18 protein-coding genes are annotated in these 17,447 nt (G+C 72.6%); 8 read left to right on the top strand and 10 right to left on the bottom strand.

Annotated features, from left to right (window positions below; all coding sequences use genetic code 11):
* Positions 1-105: 105 nt before the first annotated feature.
* Positions 106-462, top strand: a complete 357-nt coding sequence (locus tag OO62_RS17705) for a hypothetical protein (protein ID WP_033268404.1) — start codon at positions 106-108, stop codon at positions 460-462.
* 95 nt (positions 463-557) lie between these two features.
* Here the strand turns inward: OO62_RS17705 and OO62_RS41550 are convergent, their stop codons facing one another.
* Positions 558-1,040, bottom strand: coding sequence for an RDD family protein (locus OO62_RS41550; protein WP_033268403.1), 483 nt, complete (start codon positions 1,038-1,040; stop codon positions 558-560).
* Between the two features lie 352 nt (positions 1,041-1,392).
* Complete coding sequence (locus OO62_RS17695; protein WP_033268402.1) at positions 1,393-2,943, bottom strand: RDD family protein; 1,551 nt, start codon at positions 2,941-2,943, stop codon at positions 1,393-1,395.
* A gap of 238 nt (positions 2,944-3,181) precedes the next feature.
* Here OO62_RS17695 and OO62_RS17690 point away from each other — a divergent pair, with 238 nt between their 5' ends.
* Together OO62_RS17690 and OO62_RS17685 are read left to right on the top strand one after the other, a co-directional pair.
* Positions 3,182-3,658: an SsgA family sporulation/cell division regulator gene (locus OO62_RS17690; protein WP_033268401.1), complete on the top strand. Its 477-nt coding sequence runs from the start codon at positions 3,182-3,184 to the stop codon at positions 3,656-3,658.
* A 117-nt stretch (positions 3,659-3,775) separates the two neighbouring features.
* Positions 3,776-4,171, top strand: coding sequence for a tetratricopeptide repeat protein (locus OO62_RS17685; protein ID WP_051733353.1), 396 nt, complete (start codon positions 3,776-3,778; stop codon positions 4,169-4,171).
* Positions 4,172-4,194: 23 nt separating this feature from the next.
* On the opposite strand, the gene OO62_RS17680 is transcribed toward OO62_RS17685, so the two are convergent.
* From OO62_RS17680 to hppD, 5 genes are all read right to left on the bottom strand, one after another.
* A complete protein-coding gene (locus tag OO62_RS17680) occupies positions 4,195-5,673 on the bottom strand; it encodes a dihydrolipoyl dehydrogenase family protein (RefSeq protein ID WP_033268400.1) in 1,479 nt (492 codons plus the stop codon).
* A gap of 100 nt (positions 5,674-5,773) precedes the next feature.
* On the bottom strand, positions 5,774-6,064 hold the full coding sequence (locus OO62_RS17675; RefSeq protein WP_033268399.1) for a ribosomal protein L7/L12: 291 nt from the start codon (positions 6,062-6,064) through the stop codon (positions 5,774-5,776).
* A gap of 9 nt (positions 6,065-6,073) precedes the next feature.
* The gene (locus tag OO62_RS17670; RefSeq protein WP_051733351.1) at positions 6,074-6,397 is read right to left on the bottom strand and encodes a hypothetical protein; all 324 of its coding nucleotides are present in this window, start codon (positions 6,395-6,397) and stop codon (positions 6,074-6,076) included.
* A gap of 74 nt (positions 6,398-6,471) precedes the next feature.
* Positions 6,472-7,836 carry an FAD-binding oxidoreductase gene (locus tag OO62_RS17665; RefSeq protein ID WP_033268398.1) on the bottom strand — a complete coding sequence of 455 codons (1,365 nt, stop codon included), beginning with the start codon at positions 7,834-7,836 and terminating at the stop codon, positions 6,472-6,474.
* A 166-nt stretch (positions 7,837-8,002) separates the two neighbouring features.
* On the bottom strand, positions 8,003-9,160 hold the full coding sequence (gene hppD, locus OO62_RS17660) for a 4-hydroxyphenylpyruvate dioxygenase (RefSeq protein ID WP_033268397.1): 1,158 nt from the start codon (positions 9,158-9,160) through the stop codon (positions 8,003-8,005).
* A gap of 129 nt (positions 9,161-9,289) precedes the next feature.
* On the opposite strand from hppD, the gene OO62_RS17655 reads away from it, so the two are divergent.
* The 5 genes from OO62_RS17655 to OO62_RS17635 are packed head-to-tail and all read left to right on the top strand — an operon-like array spanning position 9,290 to position 13,561.
* Positions 9,290-9,757 (top strand): Lrp/AsnC family transcriptional regulator, encoded by a 468-nt coding sequence (locus tag OO62_RS17655; RefSeq protein WP_033268396.1) that lies wholly within the window; start codon positions 9,290-9,292, stop codon positions 9,755-9,757.
* A gap of 19 nt (positions 9,758-9,776) precedes the next feature.
* Entirely contained in the window at positions 9,777-10,424 is a 648-nt protein-coding gene (locus OO62_RS17650) for an ABC transporter permease (protein WP_033268395.1), read from the top strand.
* The gene (locus tag OO62_RS17645; RefSeq protein ID WP_033268394.1) at positions 10,417-11,682 is read left to right on the top strand and encodes a betaine/proline/choline family ABC transporter ATP-binding protein; all 1,266 of its coding nucleotides are present in this window, start codon (positions 10,417-10,419) and stop codon (positions 11,680-11,682) included. Before OO62_RS17650 ends, OO62_RS17645 begins: the two co-directional genes overlap by 8 nt.
* Complete coding sequence (locus OO62_RS17640; RefSeq protein WP_381572634.1) at positions 11,679-12,584, top strand: ABC transporter permease; 906 nt, start codon at positions 11,679-11,681, stop codon at positions 12,582-12,584. Before OO62_RS17645 ends, OO62_RS17640 begins: the two co-directional genes overlap by 4 nt.
* Positions 12,581-13,561, top strand: coding sequence for a glycine betaine ABC transporter substrate-binding protein (locus tag OO62_RS17635; RefSeq protein WP_033268393.1), 981 nt, complete (start codon positions 12,581-12,583; stop codon positions 13,559-13,561). The genes OO62_RS17640 and OO62_RS17635 overlap by 4 nt, the downstream gene beginning before the upstream one ends.
* A gap of 34 nt (positions 13,562-13,595) precedes the next feature.
* Here the strand turns inward: OO62_RS17635 and OO62_RS17630 are convergent, their stop codons facing one another.
* The 3 genes from OO62_RS17630 to OO62_RS17620 all read right to left on the bottom strand — a co-directional run bounded on the left by OO62_RS17630 (position 13,596) and on the right by OO62_RS17620 (position 17,273).
* On the bottom strand, positions 13,596-14,375 hold the full coding sequence (locus tag OO62_RS17630) for a S16 family serine protease (protein WP_033268392.1): 780 nt from the start codon (positions 14,373-14,375) through the stop codon (positions 13,596-13,598).
* 111 nt (positions 14,376-14,486) lie between these two features.
* Positions 14,487-15,128: an IclR family transcriptional regulator gene (locus OO62_RS17625; protein ID WP_033268391.1), complete on the bottom strand. Its 642-nt coding sequence runs from the start codon at positions 15,126-15,128 to the stop codon at positions 14,487-14,489.
* Between the two features lie 348 nt (positions 15,129-15,476).
* Positions 15,477-17,273 carry a DEAD/DEAH box helicase gene (locus tag OO62_RS17620; RefSeq protein WP_033268390.1) on the bottom strand — a complete coding sequence of 599 codons (1,797 nt, stop codon included), beginning with the start codon at positions 17,271-17,273 and terminating at the stop codon, positions 15,477-15,479.
* Positions 17,274-17,447: the final 174 nt, after the last annotated feature.

The following is a 17,447-nucleotide window of genomic DNA, read 5'->3' as shown; positions in this document are numbered from 1 at the left end:
GTCACGCTTACTTGGCGTTCCGCTCGGGCAGTAAGGACCGTAGGCTCGTGTGATGGCGCGCCCTTGACCGACACCCCTGCCGACCCTCCGAGGACGGATTCCGCCATGCCTCGTCCGACTGCCACCCAGCTCGTCTACGGTTCGGCCACCGTCTTTCTCTCCACCCTCGCGATGCTGCTGCTCTCGCAGACGCAGACCGGGATCGGGGTCGCGGTCATCGCCATTGCGGGGCTCGGGCTCGGCCTGCTGGTCGCCCTGACGGCGCCGGTCCCCGGGGTGTCGCGGGTGGTCCGCCGGCAGGTCGTCCGGGCCGATTCCCCGGACGCCCCCGCGCCGTTGACGGCCGTACCGACGCCGGCGCCGGCGCGTTCGGCACCGGCGCCGTACGAGGGTGTGGCGCGGCGCCGCCTGTCCGGGCGGGCCGCCGCGGCCGAGGCCCGGGTCGGCGAGCACTCACGCTGACGACGTCGACACCGCACCGCTGGGGACGTCACGCTGCGGGCGCACCGCACCGCTGAGGGCGTCCGGCCGGGGGCGGCACCGCGCCGCCGCGCGCGTCAGGCCGTCGGGGGCATGCCTCCTGCCGGGGCGGTTTCCGTGGAGACGACGACGGTCTTTGCCGCCTTGTCGTGCAGACACTGCCGGTACGGCTTGTCCCAGGTGCACCACAGGACGTTGACCAGCCAGAAGATGAATCCGCAGCACGGCACGATCTCCGGCAGCGTGTAGACCGCGGCCCGGATCCAGGCCGACTGGGCGGTCGGGATCGAGCCGTTCGCGAGCATCGCGACGCGGATCTTCATCGCCATCTTGCCGACGGTCTGCCCGCGCTTCGCGAGCATCAGCCCTTCGTAGATCAGGTAGGCGAGCATCGTGACGCCGGAGACCGTCGACTGCTTGCCGGCCTCGACGCTGCTGGTGCTGAAGTAGTTCACCCCGCCGACGATCAGGGTCATGATCACGGACACCGGCACACCGATCAGGATGGCGTCGATGATGCGCGCCACCAGGCGCCGGCCGCGGTTGGCCAGCGGCGGCATGCCGGCCAGCGGATCGGCCGCCCCGTACTGCCCGCCGTAGGGGTCACCGGCATACGGGGCGCCGCCGTACGGCCCTCCTCCGTAGCCGGGCGGCGGGGTTCCGCCCGGAGGCGGGGTTCCACCCGGAGGCGGGGTTCCACCCGGAGGCGGGGTTCCACCCGGAGGGGGCGGCGGGGTGCCTCCGGGAGGCGGGGGCGGGGTGCCGCCGCCTCCCGGGCCGCCGCCCTGCGGTGCGTTGTTGCGAGAGGAGCCATTGCCGGGCTGCTCGGTGCTCATGGCCCGAGTCGACCCCTTGTCGCGGCCGGGCGCATCCGGCGAGGTCCGTTCGGCGTACGGGAGGGCCGCCGTCGGGTCAGCCGGAGGCGACGAAGGTGCGCGCGACCTTGTCGTGCCAGCACTGCCGCCACGGCTGGTCGAAGAGGCACCACACCACGTTCACGACGCCGACCGCCAGCACGCCGAGCACGCTGTAGACGAACCAGCGCTTGAGGGCGGCGCCCAGCGTCGGGCTGTCGTGGCTCTCGATGTCCAGAACCCGGACGCCGCACAGCTTCTTGCCCAGGGTGCGGCCCCACTTGACGGTCGGCAGCGCCTCGTAGAGCGCGCCGCCGATCAGCAGGACGGCGAGGAGCGTGGCGAAGACCGGGGCGGTGGTGCCGTCGACCAGATACACCGTCACCTGGCGTCCGGACTGCTTGGCCGCCTCGACCTTGGCGTCGATGTGGTCGGTGACGGTGCCCCACATGGGCAGGGCCACCGCGGCGGTGACCGCGCCCACCACCAGGGTGTCGATCAGCCGGGCGGCGAGCCGACGGCCGAGCGCGGCGGGGTGGCCCTGGGCGGCCTGTGCGGCGGCGAAGAAGGGGTCGTCGGCGGCCGGCGGCTTCCAGGGGATGACGCCCTCGGGGGCGGCGCCCTGCGGTGCGGGCGCGGCGGGCGCGGCGCCGCCCTGCGGCGGGAGGCCGGCCGGGGGCGCGGACGCCTGCCGGACCGACGGCGGGGCGGGTGCCCGGTCCGGTGTCCGGGCCGGCTGCGGTGCGGGGGTGGGCTGCGCCGGTGCCTGGCCGTGCGGGGCCGGGCGGCCCTGCTGCGGCCGGTCACCGCCGGAGGGCAGCTGCTGCGGGGGCGCGGCGTTGCCGGGGGCGCCGGTCTGCGGACGGCCGGTGCCGGCGACGCGGATGGCCATCGTCTCGTTGCCCTTGGCGGGCTTGCCGGCGGCGGGCCGGTCCGCGTCGGGCCGTACCGCGCGGATCGCCGTGGTGCCCTGGTCGCCGGAGTGCGGGGCGCGGCGGGCGGCCGGGTTGACGGCGCGGATGGCGACGGTCCCGTCGCTGGGGGCGTCGGGGTCGCGCGGGGCGGGGGTGGCCTGGGAGGAGGTGGCGGGCAGGTCGCCGGCGGCCGGTACGTCGCCGGCCTGCTGCTCGCGCGGGGCGGGGACCGCGCCCCACGAGGCGGCGCCGGACGGCGTGCCCGGGGGCGCCTGGTCGGGCGAGCCCCAGGAGATGCGGCGGTCGGACTCGGCGAAGCCGCTCTGCCGGGCGGCGTCGGCCTGCCAGGAGGCGGCCGGTTCCGGGCTGCTGCCGTGCAGCCGGGCCGGGTCGTCCCAGGCGGCGGGGGCCTGCCGGGCCTCGACCTCGGCGCTGCGGCGCACCGCGGGGAGTGCCGTGCCGGCCGCGGGTTCCTCCTCGTCGAGGAAGACCGGGCCGGTCTCCTCGACGGCGGCCGGCGGGGCGGCGCCGGGTGGCGGGGCGGGCATCGCCTCGCCCTCGGCGGGGGCGGGCCGGCTGGTGCCCGGCACCCATGCGGCACCGTTCCAGTACCGGATGTAGCCGGGGATGGACGGGTCCGGGTAGAAGCCTGGCGTGGGGCTGCCGCCGGCGGATCCTGAGGTAGGGGCGCTCATGTCCGAAGTCCCGTATCTGTTCTCGGCCTGGTGGGTGTGGGGTGCAGTCTGCCGCAACGCGGCGTCCACATCTATCAGACGGCGGGTTGCGGCGGTGCTCGTGCCCGTTTTCGACCACCTGGAAGAGGCCCGGGAAAAAAGTTGTCCGAAGTCGTGTAAGGGTCCGGGGGCAGACGCCTCTTGCATCAGTGCGGGCCGGGTACCGGGTCCGTGCGGACGACCGAGAGAGGCGGACCTCATGCACACCATGGTGGAACGAGAGCTGGAGCTGTGTCTGGTGCTGTCGCCGGAGCGGAGCATCCCGGTGCCGGCCCGGCTGACGTACCGGACGGACGACCCGTATGCCGTTCATGTCACTTTTCACGTCGGTTCGGACACGCCGGTCACCTGGACGTTCGCGCGTGAGCTGCTCGTGGAGGGGGTGTTCCGGGCGTGCGGGGACGGTGATGTGCGGGTGTGGCCGACGAAGGTGGACGGCCGAAGCGTGGTCTGCACGGCGCTGAACTCGCCGGACGGGGAGGCGCTGCTGGAGGCGCCGGCGGGGGCGGTCTCGGCGTGGCTGGAGCGCACCCTGCGGGTGGTTCCGCCGGGTTCCGAGCGGGAGCACCTGGGTCTCGACAAAGGGCTGAGCGAGTTGTTGACGCTGGCGTCGCGGGACGAGGCGTGGCCCGGTGACGAGTGGCCGTCGGAGGAGTTCCCGGAGGCCGGGGCGTAGGGGTGTCCGGGGAGTCGCCGAGGGGGCGGTGCCGTCGGGCCGGTGGCGGGGGAGGCCGGTGCGGCCCGGTGAGCGCACTTGTGGAATGTTCAACCAGTCGTCGGTGTTGGCTCCGGCATGAACGGGACCCCGTACACCCCCACGGAACAGCAGCCCACCGCCGGCACGGCGTACGACGACGGCTACTACGCGCACGGCACCGCCGCCGACCGCTGGGCACGGGCCGGGCTCTACTTCGACGCCAAGGACTTCAGCACCGCGGCGCGCATCCTGCGCGGCCTGGTCGACGAGGACCCGCAGCCCGTCGCCCCGCGGCTGCTGCTCGCCCGCGCCTACTACCACTCCGCCCAACTGGGCCGCGCGGAGACCGAGTTGCGCGCGGTCCTGGACCGTGACCCGGTCGAGGCGTACGCCCGCCTGATGCTCGGGCGCACCCTGGAACGCCGGGGCCGCCCCGACGAGGCCGCAGGCCACCTCCGGATCGCCGCGGCCCTGGGCGCCGACCAGGGCTGACGCGTGCCCAGCGGCGCCTCGGCTCAGCCCCGGTACGACTCCAGCAGGCGGAGCCACACCTCGCTGATCGTCGGATAGGAGGGGACCGCGTGCCAGAGCCGTTCGAGCGGGACCTCGCCGGCCACCGCGACGGTGGCGGAGTGGAGGAGCTCGCCGACACCGGGGCCGACGAAGGTGACGCCGAGCAGGACCTCGCGGTCGAGGTCGACGACCATCCGGGCGCGGCCGCGGTAGCCGTCCGCGTAGAGGAAGGCGCCGGCCACCGCGCCGAGGTCCTGGTCCACCACCCGGGTGCGGTGGCCGGCCCGTTCGGCCGCGGCGGCGGTCAGGCCCACCGAGGCGACCTCGGGGTCGGTGAAGACGACCTGCGGGACGGCGCGGCGGTCCGCGGTGGCCGCGTGGGCGCCCCAGGGGTCGGACTCCAGGATCGGCACGCCCCGGGCGCGCGCGCCGATCGCGGCTCCGGCGATCCTGGCCTGGTACTTGCCCTGGTGGGTCAGCAGGGCGCGGTGGTTGACGTCGCCGACGCCGTAGAGCCAGCCGCCGGTCACGCCGGTCACCCGGCAGCTGTCGTCGACGTCCAGCCAGGAGCCGGGGCTCAGGCCGACCGTCTCCAGGCCGATGTCGTCGGTGCGCGGGGCCCGGCCGGTGGCGATCAGCAGTTCGTCGGCGACGATCTCGTCGCTGGGGGTGCCTCCCGGGCCGCCGGGCCCGGGGGGAGAGTCCAGGACGACGGTGACCGGGCCGCCGGGGGCCTCGCGGCGCACCTCGCGCACCTCGACACCGGTGCGCAGGTACGCGCCCGCCTCGGCGAGCGACTCGGCGACCAGGCGGCCGGCGAACGGCTCCATACGGGGCAGCAGCCCGTCGCCGCGGACCAGCAGGGTCACGGAGGAGCCCAGGGCCCGCCAGGCGGTCGCCATCTCGACGCCGACGACGCCGCCGCCGACCACGACCAGCCGGCCGGGCGCGGACTTGGCGCTGGTGGCCTCGCGGCTGGTCCACGGCCGGGCCTCGGCGAGGCCCGGGACGGGGGGCAGTACGGGGCGGCTGCCGGTGCACACGGCGACCGCGTGCCGGGCGGTGAGCACCCGTTCGCCGTCGACGACGACGCGGCGGGGCCCGGCCAGCCGGCCGTGGCCGCGGACGAGGTCGATGCCGGCCGAGTCGAGCCAGCGGACCTGCCCGTCGTCCTTCCAGTAGGAGGTCATGGCGTCGCGGTGGGCGAGTACGGCGGGCGCGTCCAGGGGGCCGGCGACGGCGTCCTTCAGGCCGGGCACCCGGCCGGCCTCCGCGCGGGAGGTGACCGGCCGCAGCAGCGCCTTGCTGGGCATGCAGGCCCAGTAGGAACACTCGCCGCCGACCAGTTCGCTCTCCACGATCACCGTGCTCAGGCCGGCGGCGTGCGCCCGGTCGGCGACGTTCTCGCCGGTGGGGCCGGCGCCCAGCACGATGACGTCGTACTCGTCCTGCGCGGCTCCGGACGCTTCGGTCGCTGCCATCGGCTCTCGCTCCCTGGGTGCGCGAAGGCGGCCCGGCGGGCCGCGGAAAAGGGGCCCGCGCCACCGGCGGGCCTGTGGTCATCCTCTGCCCGGCGGACCGTCAGCGCATCCGGCGCTCGACCGCTTCCTTGGCCTCGACGAGCCCGGAACCGGTCAGCTCGCGGTGCACCTTGATCGCCTGGATCTTCTTTCCCCGGGCCAGCAGCTCGTCGATCTCGGCCATCCGGGGGTCCTGCGGCTCCTCGACGCCCGCGTGGGCGAGCAGCAGGTCGACCTTGCGCTCCAGCCGGCCGAGCCGGCGCTCCAGGGTCTTGGAGCGCCGGTCGGTGGTGGAGGCGACCATGGCGACGGCGAGTACGAGGAGGGCGGCGCCCGGGAGCAAGGAGTCCATGGCGGAACCCTATGAGGCGGCGGCGCGTGCCATGAACACGGCAGTCGCGGCGGGGCCGTGGACGGTGCCGCGGACCGCCGGTGCGCCGTCGGTGAGGATCTCGCACTCGGCGTAGGCGTCGGGCGCGTCGAGGGTGAGGGTGAGCATCGGCATGGCGCCCACCCCGCGTGCGTCGGTCACCACGAACCACGGCAACTCCGGCCGGGCCACCTGGATTTCGTCGCCGGAATCGCCGGGCGCCTGGACGGCGTAGGTGAGGTCGTCGACGCCGCGGCCGGTCACCCGGAAGGTGACCATGCCCTCACCCGGTCTGTGCGGATCGTTGATCGTCATGGGGGCAGTCAACCGTCTCGGCCCGCCGCTGTACATCCGGACGCCGGCCCGTGGCGGCGCCGGCGCGCCCGGCGTCAGAACAGCTTGCCGGGGTTCAGGATGCCGAGCGGGTCGAAGACGTCCTTGATGCCGCGCTGCAACTCCAGCCCGACCGGGCCCAGTTCGCGGGCCAGCCACTCCTTCTTCAGGACGCCGACGCCGTGTTCGCCGGTGATCGTGCCGCCCAGTCGCAGGCCGAGCGCCATGATCGCGTCGAAGGACTCGCGGGCGCGGCGCGACTCGTCGGGGTCGTCGGCGTCGAAGCAGACGGTGGGGTGGGTGTTGCCGTCGCCGGCGTGCGCGACGACGCCGATGGTCAGGTCGTACTTGTCGGCGATGGCGGCGGTGCCGTCCAGCATCTCCGCGAGCCGGGACCGCGGTACGCAGACGTCGTCGATCATGGTGGCGGACTTGACCCGTTCGAGTGCGGTCAGGGTCAGCCGGCGGGCCTGGAGCAGCAGGTCGGACTCGGCGGCGGTCTCGGCGGGCACGACCTCGGTGGCGCCCGCGGCGGTGCACAGCGCGCCGACGGCGGCGAGGTCGGCGGCCGGGTCGGGGGTGTCGAAGGCGGCGAGCAGCAGCGCCTCGGTGGTGTCGGGCAGGCCCATCTGCGCCATGGCGTTGACCGCGCGGACGCTGGTGCGGTCCATCAGCTCCAGCAGGGACGGGGCGTGGCCGCGGGCCATGATCTCGCAGACCGCCTCGCAGGCGGCGGCCGTGGAGGGGAACTCGGCGGCCAGGACGAGCTGCTGGGGCGGCTCGGGCCGGAGGGCGAGGACGGCGCGGACGACGATGCCGAGGCTGCCCTCGGAGCCGACGAAGAGGCGGGTCAGGTCGTAGCCGGCGACGCCCTTGGCGGTGCGGCGGCCGCAGCTCAGCAGCCGCCCGTCGGCGAGGACGACGTCCAGGCCGAGGACGTACTCGGCGGTCACGCCGTACTTGACGCAGCACAGGCCGCCGGAGGCGGTGCCGATGTTGCCGCCGATGGAGCACTGCTCCCAACTGGAGGGGTCGGGCGGGTAGTACAGGCCGTGCTCGTTGACCGCGCGGGACAGGACGGCGTTGACCACGCCGGGCTCGACCACCGCGATCCGGTCGACGGGGTTGATCTCGATGATCCGGTCCATCTTGACCAGGGACAGCACGATGCAGCCGTCGGAGGCGTTGGCGGCGCCGGACAGGCCGGTGCGGGCGCCCTGCGGGACGACCGGGACGCGCAGCTCGGTCGCGGTCCGCATGACGTGCTGGACCTGTTCGACGGTGCGGGGCAGGACGACGACGGCGGGGGTGCCCGCCTCGCAGAAGCTCGCCATGTCGTTGGCGTAGGAGCCGGTGACGTCCGGGTCGGTGAGGATCGCTTCGCCCGGGAGGCCGGCGCGCAGACGTGCGATGAGGTCCATGCCCTCAGCCTCGCATCCGTGGGCCGCACACGGAAGATCGTGTACGGCCCACGGGGCGAGCGCAGCGCTGTCCTCCCGGCGGCGGAGGCGCCGGGTGGCGGGGGGGGAGGGCAGTCGGCGCGCAGCGCTGTCTTCCGGGGGTGGAGGTCGGGCGACGGGCGGGAGGTCAGAGGTTGCCGCGCCGCTCCTGCTCGCGCTCGATGGCCTCGAAGAGCGCCTTGAAGTTGCCCTTGCCGAAGCCCAGGGAGCCGTGCCGCTCGATCATCTCGAAGAAGACGGTGGGGCGGTCCTGGACCGGCTTGGTGAAGATCTGCAGCAGGTAGCCGTCCTCGTCGCGGTCGGCGAGGATCTTCAGCTCGCGCAGCTCCTCGATCGGGACGCGGGTGTCACCGACCCACTCGCCGAGGGTGTCGTAGTACGAGCCGGGCACGTCGAGGAACTCGACGCCCGCGGCGCGCATCCGGCGCACCGTCGAGACGATGTCGTTGGTGGCCAGCGCGATGTGCTGGACGCCCGGTCCGCCGTAGAACTCCAGGTACTCGTCGATCTGCGACTTCTTCTTGGCGATCGCCGGCTCGTTGATCGGGAACTTGACCTTCTTGGTGCCGTCCGCGACGACCTTCGACATCAGGGCGGAGTACTCGGTGGCGATGTCGTCGCCGACGAACTCCTTCATGTTGGTGAAGCCCATGACCTTGTTGTAGAAGGTGACCCACTCGTTCATCCGGCCCAGCTCGACATTGCCGACGCAGTGGTCCACGGCCTGGAAGAAACGCTTCTTCGGGGGCTCGACGACGGGCGGCACGGTGACGTAGCCGGGCAGGTAGGGGCCGTCGTAGCCGCTGCGGTCGACCAGGGTGTGCCGGGTCTGGCCGTAGGTGGCGATGGCGGCCAGGACGACGGTGCCGTGCTCGTCCTTGATGTCGTGCGGCTCCTCCAGGCCGGTGGCGCCGTGGGCGACGGCGTACTCGTAGGCGGCACGGGCGTCGGGCACCTCGATGGCGAGGTCGACGACGCCGTCGCCGTGGGCCGCGACGTGGTCGGCGAGGAAGCGGCCCCACGCGGTGACGGGCTTGATGACGGAGGTGAACACGAACCGGGCGCCGCCGGATTCGAGCACGTAACTCGCGGTCTCACGGCTGCCGTTCTCCGGGCCCGCGTAGGCGACGCGCTTCATGCCGAAGGCGGTGGAGTAGTAGTGGGCGGCCTGCTTGGCGTTCCCGACGGCGAAGACGACCGCGTCCATCCCCTTGACCGGGAAGGGGTCCGCCTGCCGGGCCGTGGCGGGGGTGGTGGGCTGGGTGTGCATCGTGGTGTCTGCCATGGCCGCAGAGTCCCTCCGATCCACAAGGTGCGCAATAGTTTGTGAATCCACTGGGCATTCTGTACAGCGAACGAGGGGCGTGTCCGGGCTATCTGTACATGATGACCATCGAAATCGAGGGAGCGGGCATTGGCGATCGATCATTTGGACGGGGCGTTGCTGGAGCTGCTCGCCGAGGAGCCGCGGATCGGCGTCCTGGAGGCGTCCCGGCGGCTCGGGGTGGCCCGCGGCACGGTCCAGGCCCGGCTCGACCGGCTTCAGTCGAATGGAGTGATCCGGGGCTTCGGACCGGACGTGGACCCCGCGGCGCTCGGCTATCCGGTCACGGCATTCGCCACCCTGGAGATCAAACAGGGGCAAGGCAACGACGTGCGCGCACACTTGACGACCGTTCCCGAGGTGCTGGAGCTGCATACAACGACGGGACATGGGGACATGCTCTGCAGGCTGGTCGCCCGCTCCAACGCCGATCTGCAGCGGGTGATCGACCGGGTTGTGGGCTTTGATGGCATTGTGCGGGCCTCGACGGCAATCGTGATGGAAAATCCGGTTCCGTTGCGGATCATCCCGCTGGTGAAACAGGCATCGGAGGACTGACCGACCGAGGAGAGCGACGGTGAGCTTCTGGGAGTACGTCAGCAGCCGGCACGACCAGCTGCTGACGGACACGTATCAGCACGCCAGCGCGGTCTTCCAGTGCATGGTGATCGCCACCTTGCTGGGCGTCCTCATCGGCGTGGTCACCTACCGCAGCGAATGGGCGGGCAGCCTCGCCACCACGACGACCGCCACGATCCTGACCATCCCCTCCCTCGCCCTGATCGGTCTGCTGATCCCGATCGTCGGCCTGGGCGTCGCCCCGACGGTCATCGCGCTGACCCTGTACGGGCTGCTGCCGGTGGTCCGCAACGCCATCGTGGGCCTGCGCGGGGTCGACCCGGCGCTGGTCGACGCGGCCAAGGGCATCGGGATGTCGCGCACCGCCCGGCTCCTCCGCGTCGAACTGCCGCTGGCCTGGCCGCCGATCCTCACCGGCATCCGGGTCGCCACCCAGATGCTGATGGGCATCGCCGCGATCGCCGCCTTCGCCTCCGGCCCCGGCCTGGGCAACGAGATCTTCCGCGGGATCGCGTCACTGGGCAGCGCCAACGCCCTCAACCAGGTGCTCGCCGGCACGCTCGGCATCGCCGTGCTCGCCCTGCTCTTCGACGCCGCCTACGTCCTGATCGGACGCCTGACCATCTCCAGGGGGATCCGTGCCTGAGACATCCGGGAACACCGCCCCGTCCGGCGCGAGCATCCGCCTGGAGAACCTGACGAAGGTCTACCCGGGGAGCACGGTCCCCGCCGTGGAGAACGTCGACATGGAGGTCCAGGCCGGCGAGATCGTGGTCTTCGTCGGACCCTCCGGCTGCGGCAAGTCCACCACCCTGAAGATGATCAACCGGCTGATCGAGCCGTCGTCCGGGCGGATCCGCATCGGCGACGAGGACGTCACCGACATCGACCCGGTCGGGCTGCGCCGCAAGGTCGGCTACGCCATCCAGGCCAGCGGGCTCTTCCCGCACATGACGGTCGCCCAGAACATCGCGCTGGTCCCCAAGATGATCGGCTGGCCGAAAGCGAAGATCAAGAACCGGGTCGAGGAGATGCTCGACCTGGTCGGCCTGGACCCGGCCGAGTTCCACGGCCGCTATCCGCGGCAGCTGTCCGGCGGCCAGCAGCAGCGCGTCGGCGTGGCCCGGGCGCTCGCCGCGGACCCGCCCGTCCTGCTGATGGACGAGCCGTTCGGCGCGGTCGACCCGATCACCCGCGACCACCTCCAGGACGAACTGATCCGGCTCCAGCACGAGCTGCACAAGACCATCTGCTTCGTCACCCACGACTTCGACGAGGCCATCAAGATCGGCGACCGCATCGCGGTGCTCCGCGAGCGTTCGCACATCGCCCAGTTCGACACCCCCGAGGCGATCCTCACCAACCCCGCCGACGACTTCGTCTCCGGGTTCGTGGGCGCCGGCGCGGCCCTCAAGCGGCTCAATCTGACCCGGGTGCGGGACGTGGGCGTGGTCGACTTCCTCACCGCCACGATCGACGACCCGCTGGAGTCGATCTTCGACTTGCTGCGTTCCGGCGCGCACAACGAACTGCTGCTGCTGGACCGCAACCGCCGCCCGTACAAGTGGCTGCGCCGCGGCGACCTCTCGCGGGCCAAGGGGACGCTGGCGCGGGCCGGGGCGCCGGTGCAGCACACGGTGACCCGGGACGCGACGCTGCGCGACGCGCTGGAGGCGGTGCTCACCGACAGCTCGGGCCGGGTCGCGGTCACCGGGCGGCGCGGGGAGTACATCGGCGTGGTCGACATGGAGACGCTGATGAACAACGTCCAGGAAATGCTGGAGGAGGACCGGCTGGAGGCCCTGGAGCACCAGCACCAGCTGGACGACCAGCGCGCCCGTCAGACCCGCCAGGAGCAGGAGGGCCTGGGCGGTCCGGCCGCCTCCGAAGGGGGCCCGGCATGAGCAGCGGGGGCGAGCGCGGTCCGGGGCCCGCGGGCAGCGGTTCACGGCCGCGTGCCCACCGGACCGGCGACCACGAGGGTTTCGCCCTCCGCGACAACGTCGAGATGGGGCAGCGGGAGCTGGCGTCGGGTGAGGCGCCCACGCCGTCCGCCGCCGCGGGCGGCCGCCGGATCAGCTGGCAGAAGTGGACGTTCATGCCGGCCTTCCTGGTCGCCGCGCTGCTGGCCACCTGGCTGTGGTTCCGCGGCGCCCGGCTGGACTCCATCGCCCACCAGGCGGTCGACAACGGCAAGGTGTGGCTGGCGCTGCGCCAGCACATCCAGCTCACCGCGATCTCCACCTTCTTCGTGCTGATCATCGCGATTCCGCTGGGCATCGCGCTGACCCGGTCCAGGCTGCGCCGGGCCACGCCGTTCGCGATGGCGCTCGCCAACCTCGGTCAGGCGGTGCCGGCCCTGGGTCTGCTGATCCTGCTGGTCATCTGGCTGGGCATCGGTGCCCGCTCGGCGATCGTCGGCATGGTCATCTACGCCGTGCTGCCGGTGCTCGCCAACACCATCGCCGGGCTGCGCGGCATCGACCCGACGCTGACCGAGGCCGCCCGCGGTATCGGCATGTCCCCCACCGGTGTGCTGAGCAAGGTCGAGCTGCCGCTGGCCGTACCGCTGATCCTGGCGGGTGTGCGCACGGCGCTGGTGCTGAACGTGGGCACCGCGACGCTGGCCACCTTCGGGGGCGGCGGCGGCCTGGGCGACCTGATCTCGGCGGGCATCGTCACCCAGCGGATGCCGGTGCTGATCCTCGGCTCGGTGCTGACGGTGGCGCTGGCGCTGTTTGTCGAGTGGCTGGCCTCGCTGGCGGAGCTGCTGCTGCGGCCGCGCGGTCTGGAGGTGGCCTCGTGAGCATCCGCCGCCGCCCGGCCGCCGCCCTCGCCCTGCTGACCGCCCTCGTCTGCGGCGGCTGCGGGCTGATCAGCGGCAGCGCGATGACCGACAGCGTCCTGCCGGGGCCGAAGGCCGGCTACCCGGACCGCCCGCTCACCGGTGCGCAGCTGACGGTGACGTCGAAGGAGTTCACCGAGCAGATCGTCCTCGGCCAGATCATGGGGCTCGTCTTCGAGGCGGCCGGGGCGAAGGTCATCGACAAGACCAGCATCCAGGGGTCGATCGGCGCGCGGGAGGCGGTCAGGTCGGGCACCGCGGACGCCGCGTACGAGTACACCGGCACCGGCTGGATCACCTACCTCGGCCACACCAAGCCGGTCATCGACCCGCAGGAGCAGTGGAAGGTCGTCCGCGACGAGGACCGGAAGAACGGCATCGTCTGGCTGCCGGCCTCCACCCTCAACAACACCTACGCGCTGGCGCTGAACCCCGCCAACTGGAAGAAGCTGGGAGTGCGCACCCTCTCGGAGGTCGCGGCGCTGTCCCGGAAGAACCCGGGGGCGGTGACGCTGTGCGTGGAGAACGAGTTCGCCACCCGCAACGACGGCCTGCCGGGCATGGCCCGGGCGTACGGCATGCAGGTGCCGTCGTCCAACATCCGCAAGATGACCGGCGGTGTCGTCTACACCGAGACCCAGAAGGGCACCTGCACGTTCGGCGAGGTCTTCACCACCGACGGCCGGATCAAGGCGATGAACCTGCACGTCCTCGCCGACGACAAGCACTTCTTCCCCAACTACAACGCCGCCCCGGAGATCAACGCCGCGTCCCTGAAGAAGTACCCGGCGATGGCCGAGGTGCTGGCGCCCGTCACCCGGGCGCTCGACAACACCGTCGCCCAGGAGCTGAACCGCAAGGTGGACGTGGACGGCGAGGACCCGCACCAGGTCGCCAAGGACTGGCTGCTGCGGGAGGGCTTCATCAAGGAGGGCTAGGGCGTGTCCGCCCCGGGCCGGCCCGGGTACCGGTTCAGCAGCTGGGGAGCGCTCCCCCGGTCCGCAGTGCCTTCAGTGCGCCGACGGCGCCGTCGAGGGTGGAGACCGGGATCAGCCGCATGCCCTGCGGCAGCTCGGCCCGCGCGTCGGCGCACTCCTTGCGCGGCACCAGGAAGACCGTGGCACCGTCGCGGCGTGCGGCCTGCGTCTTGAGCGCGACCCCGCCGACCGCGCCGACCTTGCCGCTCGCGGTGATCGTGCCGGTGCCGGCGATCGTCCGGCCGCCGGTCAGGTCGTGGCCGGTGCCGTCGCCGTTCAGCTTGTCGACGATGCCGAGGGCGAACATCAGCCCGGCGCTCGGCCCGCCGACGTCCGCGAGGCTCAGCGAGACCTTGACGTCCTTGGGGGACTTGCCGAGGTGGTCGAGCGCGGCGGCGGTGGCGGTGTCCTGCGACTCGCGCATCTGCGCGGCGTTGTGCTCGGCGATCTCCTCGGTGTTGTTGCCCACCGGGTAGACGGCCTCCTTGGGCATCACGGCCTCGTCGGTGCGCAGCCAGCCCTGGACGATGTCCGGGAGGTGGACCGAGGCGTCCGGGCCGGTGGCGACGATGGAGGTCATCCGCAGCTGGCCGCTCGTCCGGCGGGCCGGGGCGCCGGTGACGGTGATCACCGGCTTGCCCTTGTCGGTACCGAGGACGTTCGCCGTCATGCCCGGATACGCCACCGAGTACGGCAGCGGGGCGAGGGCCGCGGTGACGAGGAGGGCAAGGACGAGGGCGGTGCAGACCGCCAGGGCGCGAGCGCGTGCAGACACCTTGCCACCCTAATTGACCCCTGCCCCACCAGTGGCGGACGGCGCTACCGGCTCACCACACGCCCACCGCCCCTTCACACGGGCAGGGGCGCCGGGCCCGTGCCCGGCACCTCACCGCAGCGCCTCGGAGACCTCCCGGGCCGCGTCGACCACCCGGGGCCCGACCCGTTCGGAGACGGTGTCCGCGAGCATCACCACGCCCACGCTGCCCTCGATGCCGCTCACCCCGAGCAGCGGCGCCGCCGCTCCGCTCGCGCCGGCCTCCAACTCCCCGTGCGTCAGGGCGAGTCCGGCGTCCTGGATCCGGCCCTGGCGGGCCTTGAGGATGGCCCGGCCGGCGGCCCCGCGGTCCAGCGGATGACGGAATCCGGCCCGGTAGGCCACGTGGTAGTCGGTCCAGGTCGGCTCCACGACGGCGACGGCGAGTGCCTCCGTACCGTCGACGAGGGTGAGGTGCGCGGTGGCCCCCACGTCCTCCGCGAGCGAGCGCAGCGCGGGCAGTGCCGCCTCCCTGACCAGTGGGTGGACCTGCCGGCCCAGGCGCAGCACGCCGAGCCCCACCCGGGCCCGGCCGCCGAGGTCGCGGCGCACCAGGGCGTGCTGTTCGAGGGTGGCCAGCAGACGGTAGACGACGGTGCGGTTGACGCCGAGCTTGTTGGACAGCTCGGTGACGGTCAGCCCGTGATCGGTGTCGGCGAGAAGTTTGAGGACGCGCAGTCCCCGGTCGAGCGTCTGGGAGGTCTCTGCGGTCACGACGCCCCCTCCTTGTGAGTGGCGGCGCTCGAACGCGACGCGCTGCGGGTCCCGGAGCAGCGCGCGCTAGAGGCCGCCGGCCGTGTGGCACCGGCTGCGCTCCGCGGCGGCGCTGCCACGGGGCGTGTGCGTGAGCGGGACAGTAGCGAGCCGGTCCGGTCAGCGGAAGAGTCCGTCCAGAATCCGGGCTCCGCCGCCCGGAACATCCCGATTGGTCCGCCCCTCGCGGCCTCAGGTGTTTCAGGGAGGGCCAAGCCCGTTATCCGGCTGTTACGGAAAACGGGGCGGGCAACGAAGAAGGGTGGCGCCCCCGGAAAGGGGGCGCCACCCTGACGGCGGGGGGCCGGCTCACCGCATCCGGGTGGCCCACTCCCGTACCTTCTTGATCCGCTCGTTGAGCTGCCCGGCGGTGGCCTCCGCGCTCGGCGGTCCGCCGCACACCCGCCGCAGCTCGGTGTGGATCACCCCGTGCGGCTTGCCGCTCTGGTGGACGTACGCCCCCACCAGCGTGTTCAGCTGCTTCCTCAGCTCCAGCAGCTCCTTGTGCGTGACCACCGGCCGCCGCTCGGCGGGGATCTCCAGCAGGTCCGCCTCCGCGTCCGGGCGCTTCTTGCTGTGCGCGATCTGCCGGGCCTGCCGCTTCTGGAGCAGCATCTGCACCTGGTCGGGCTCCAGCAGGCCGGGGATGCCGAGGTAGTCCTGCTCCTCCTCGCTGCCCGCGTGCGCCTGCATGCCGAACTCGGCACCGTCGTAGAGCACCCGGTCGAAGACCGCCTCGGACTCCAGTGCCTCGAACGAGAACTGCTCCTGCTCGCCGGTGTCCTCGTCCTGCTCCTTGTTCGCCTCCTCCATCTCCTTCTCGGATTCGGCGTACGGGTCCTCCTCGCCGTCCTTCTTCGGCTTGTCCAGGACGTGGTCGCGCTCGACCTCCATCTCGTTGGCGAAGCCGAGCAGCGAGGGGACGGTCGGCAGGAAGACCGAGGCGGTCTCACCGCGCTTGCGGGACCGCACGAAGCGGCCCACGGCCTGGGCGAAGAACAGCGGGGTGGAGATCGTCGTGGCGTACACGCCCACCGCCAGCCGCGGCACGTCCACGCCCTCGGACACCATCCGCACCGCCACCATCCAGCGGTCCTGACCGTCCGAGAAGTCGTCGATGCGCTGCGAGGCACCGGAGTCGTCGGACAGCACGAGGGTCGCGCCCTCGCCGGTGATCTCCCGGATGAGCTTGGCGTACGCGCGGGCCTGCTCCTGGTCGGAGGCGATGACCAGCGCGCCGGCGTCCGGGATGGACTTCCTGACCTCGGTGAGCCGCTGGTCGGCGGCGCGCAGCACGTTCGGCATCCACTCGCCGCGCGGGTCCAGCGCGGTGCGCCACGCCTGCGACACCGCGTCCTTGGTCATCGGCTCGCCGAGGCGGGCCGCGATCTCGTCACCCGCCTTGGTGCGCCAGCGCATGTTGCCGCTGTAGGAGAGGAAGATCACCGGCCGGACCACGCCGTCGCCCAGCGCGTTGCCGTAGCCGTAGGTGTAGTCGGCGGCCGAGCGCCGGATCCCGTCGTTGCCCTCCTCGTAGGTCACGAAGGGGATGGGGTTGGTGTCGGAGCGGAACGGCGTACCGGTCAGCGCGAGCCGCCGGGTGGCCGGCTCGAACGCCTCCAGGCACGCCTCGCCCCAGGACTTGGAGTCGCCGGCGTGATGGATCTCGTCGAGGATCACCAGCGTCTTGCGCTGCTCGATGCGGTTGCGGTGCAACATGGGGCGTACGCCGACGCCCGCGTACGTCACCGCGACGCCGTGGTACTCGCGGCCCAGCGGCCCCGCGCTGTACTCCGGGTCGAGCTTGATCCCTATCCGGGCCGCGGCCTCCGCCCACTGCTTCTTCAGGTGCTCGGTCGGTGCGACGACCGTCACCTGCTGCACGACGTGGTGGTGCAGCAGCCAGGAGGCGAGCGTGAGCGCGAAGGTGGTCTTGCCGGCCCCGGGGGTGGCGACGGCGAGGAAGTCTCTCGGCTGGGTCTGGATGTACCGGTCCATGGCCGCCTGCTGCCAGGCGCGCAGCTTGTTCGCGGTACCCCAGGGTGCCCGGCCCGGGAAGGCCGGGGACAGGTGATGGTTGTTGGTGGCGCTGGTGGTGGTAGTCACGGTCTCCGTCGGCTGAGCTCGGCGATCGGCAACCGCGCCAGCGTAGCCGGTCCTTGGTTGGACCCACGTCGCCGGCTGCCCCGCCGTGGTGGTTGCTCGCCGTTGCGCTTTGCGGCGCCGCGTACGTTGTCGGCTTTCCCGCCGTGGTGCCTTCTCGCCGTTGCGCCTGCGGCG

Origin of the sequence: Streptomyces lydicus (assembly GCF_000717345.1) — a bacterium.
GTDB lineage: Bacteria > Actinomycetota > Actinomycetes > Streptomycetales > Streptomycetaceae > Streptomyces > Streptomyces lydicus.
Note: the sequence above shows the minus strand (reverse complement) of the source record. Positions and strands in the feature narration are given on the sequence as shown.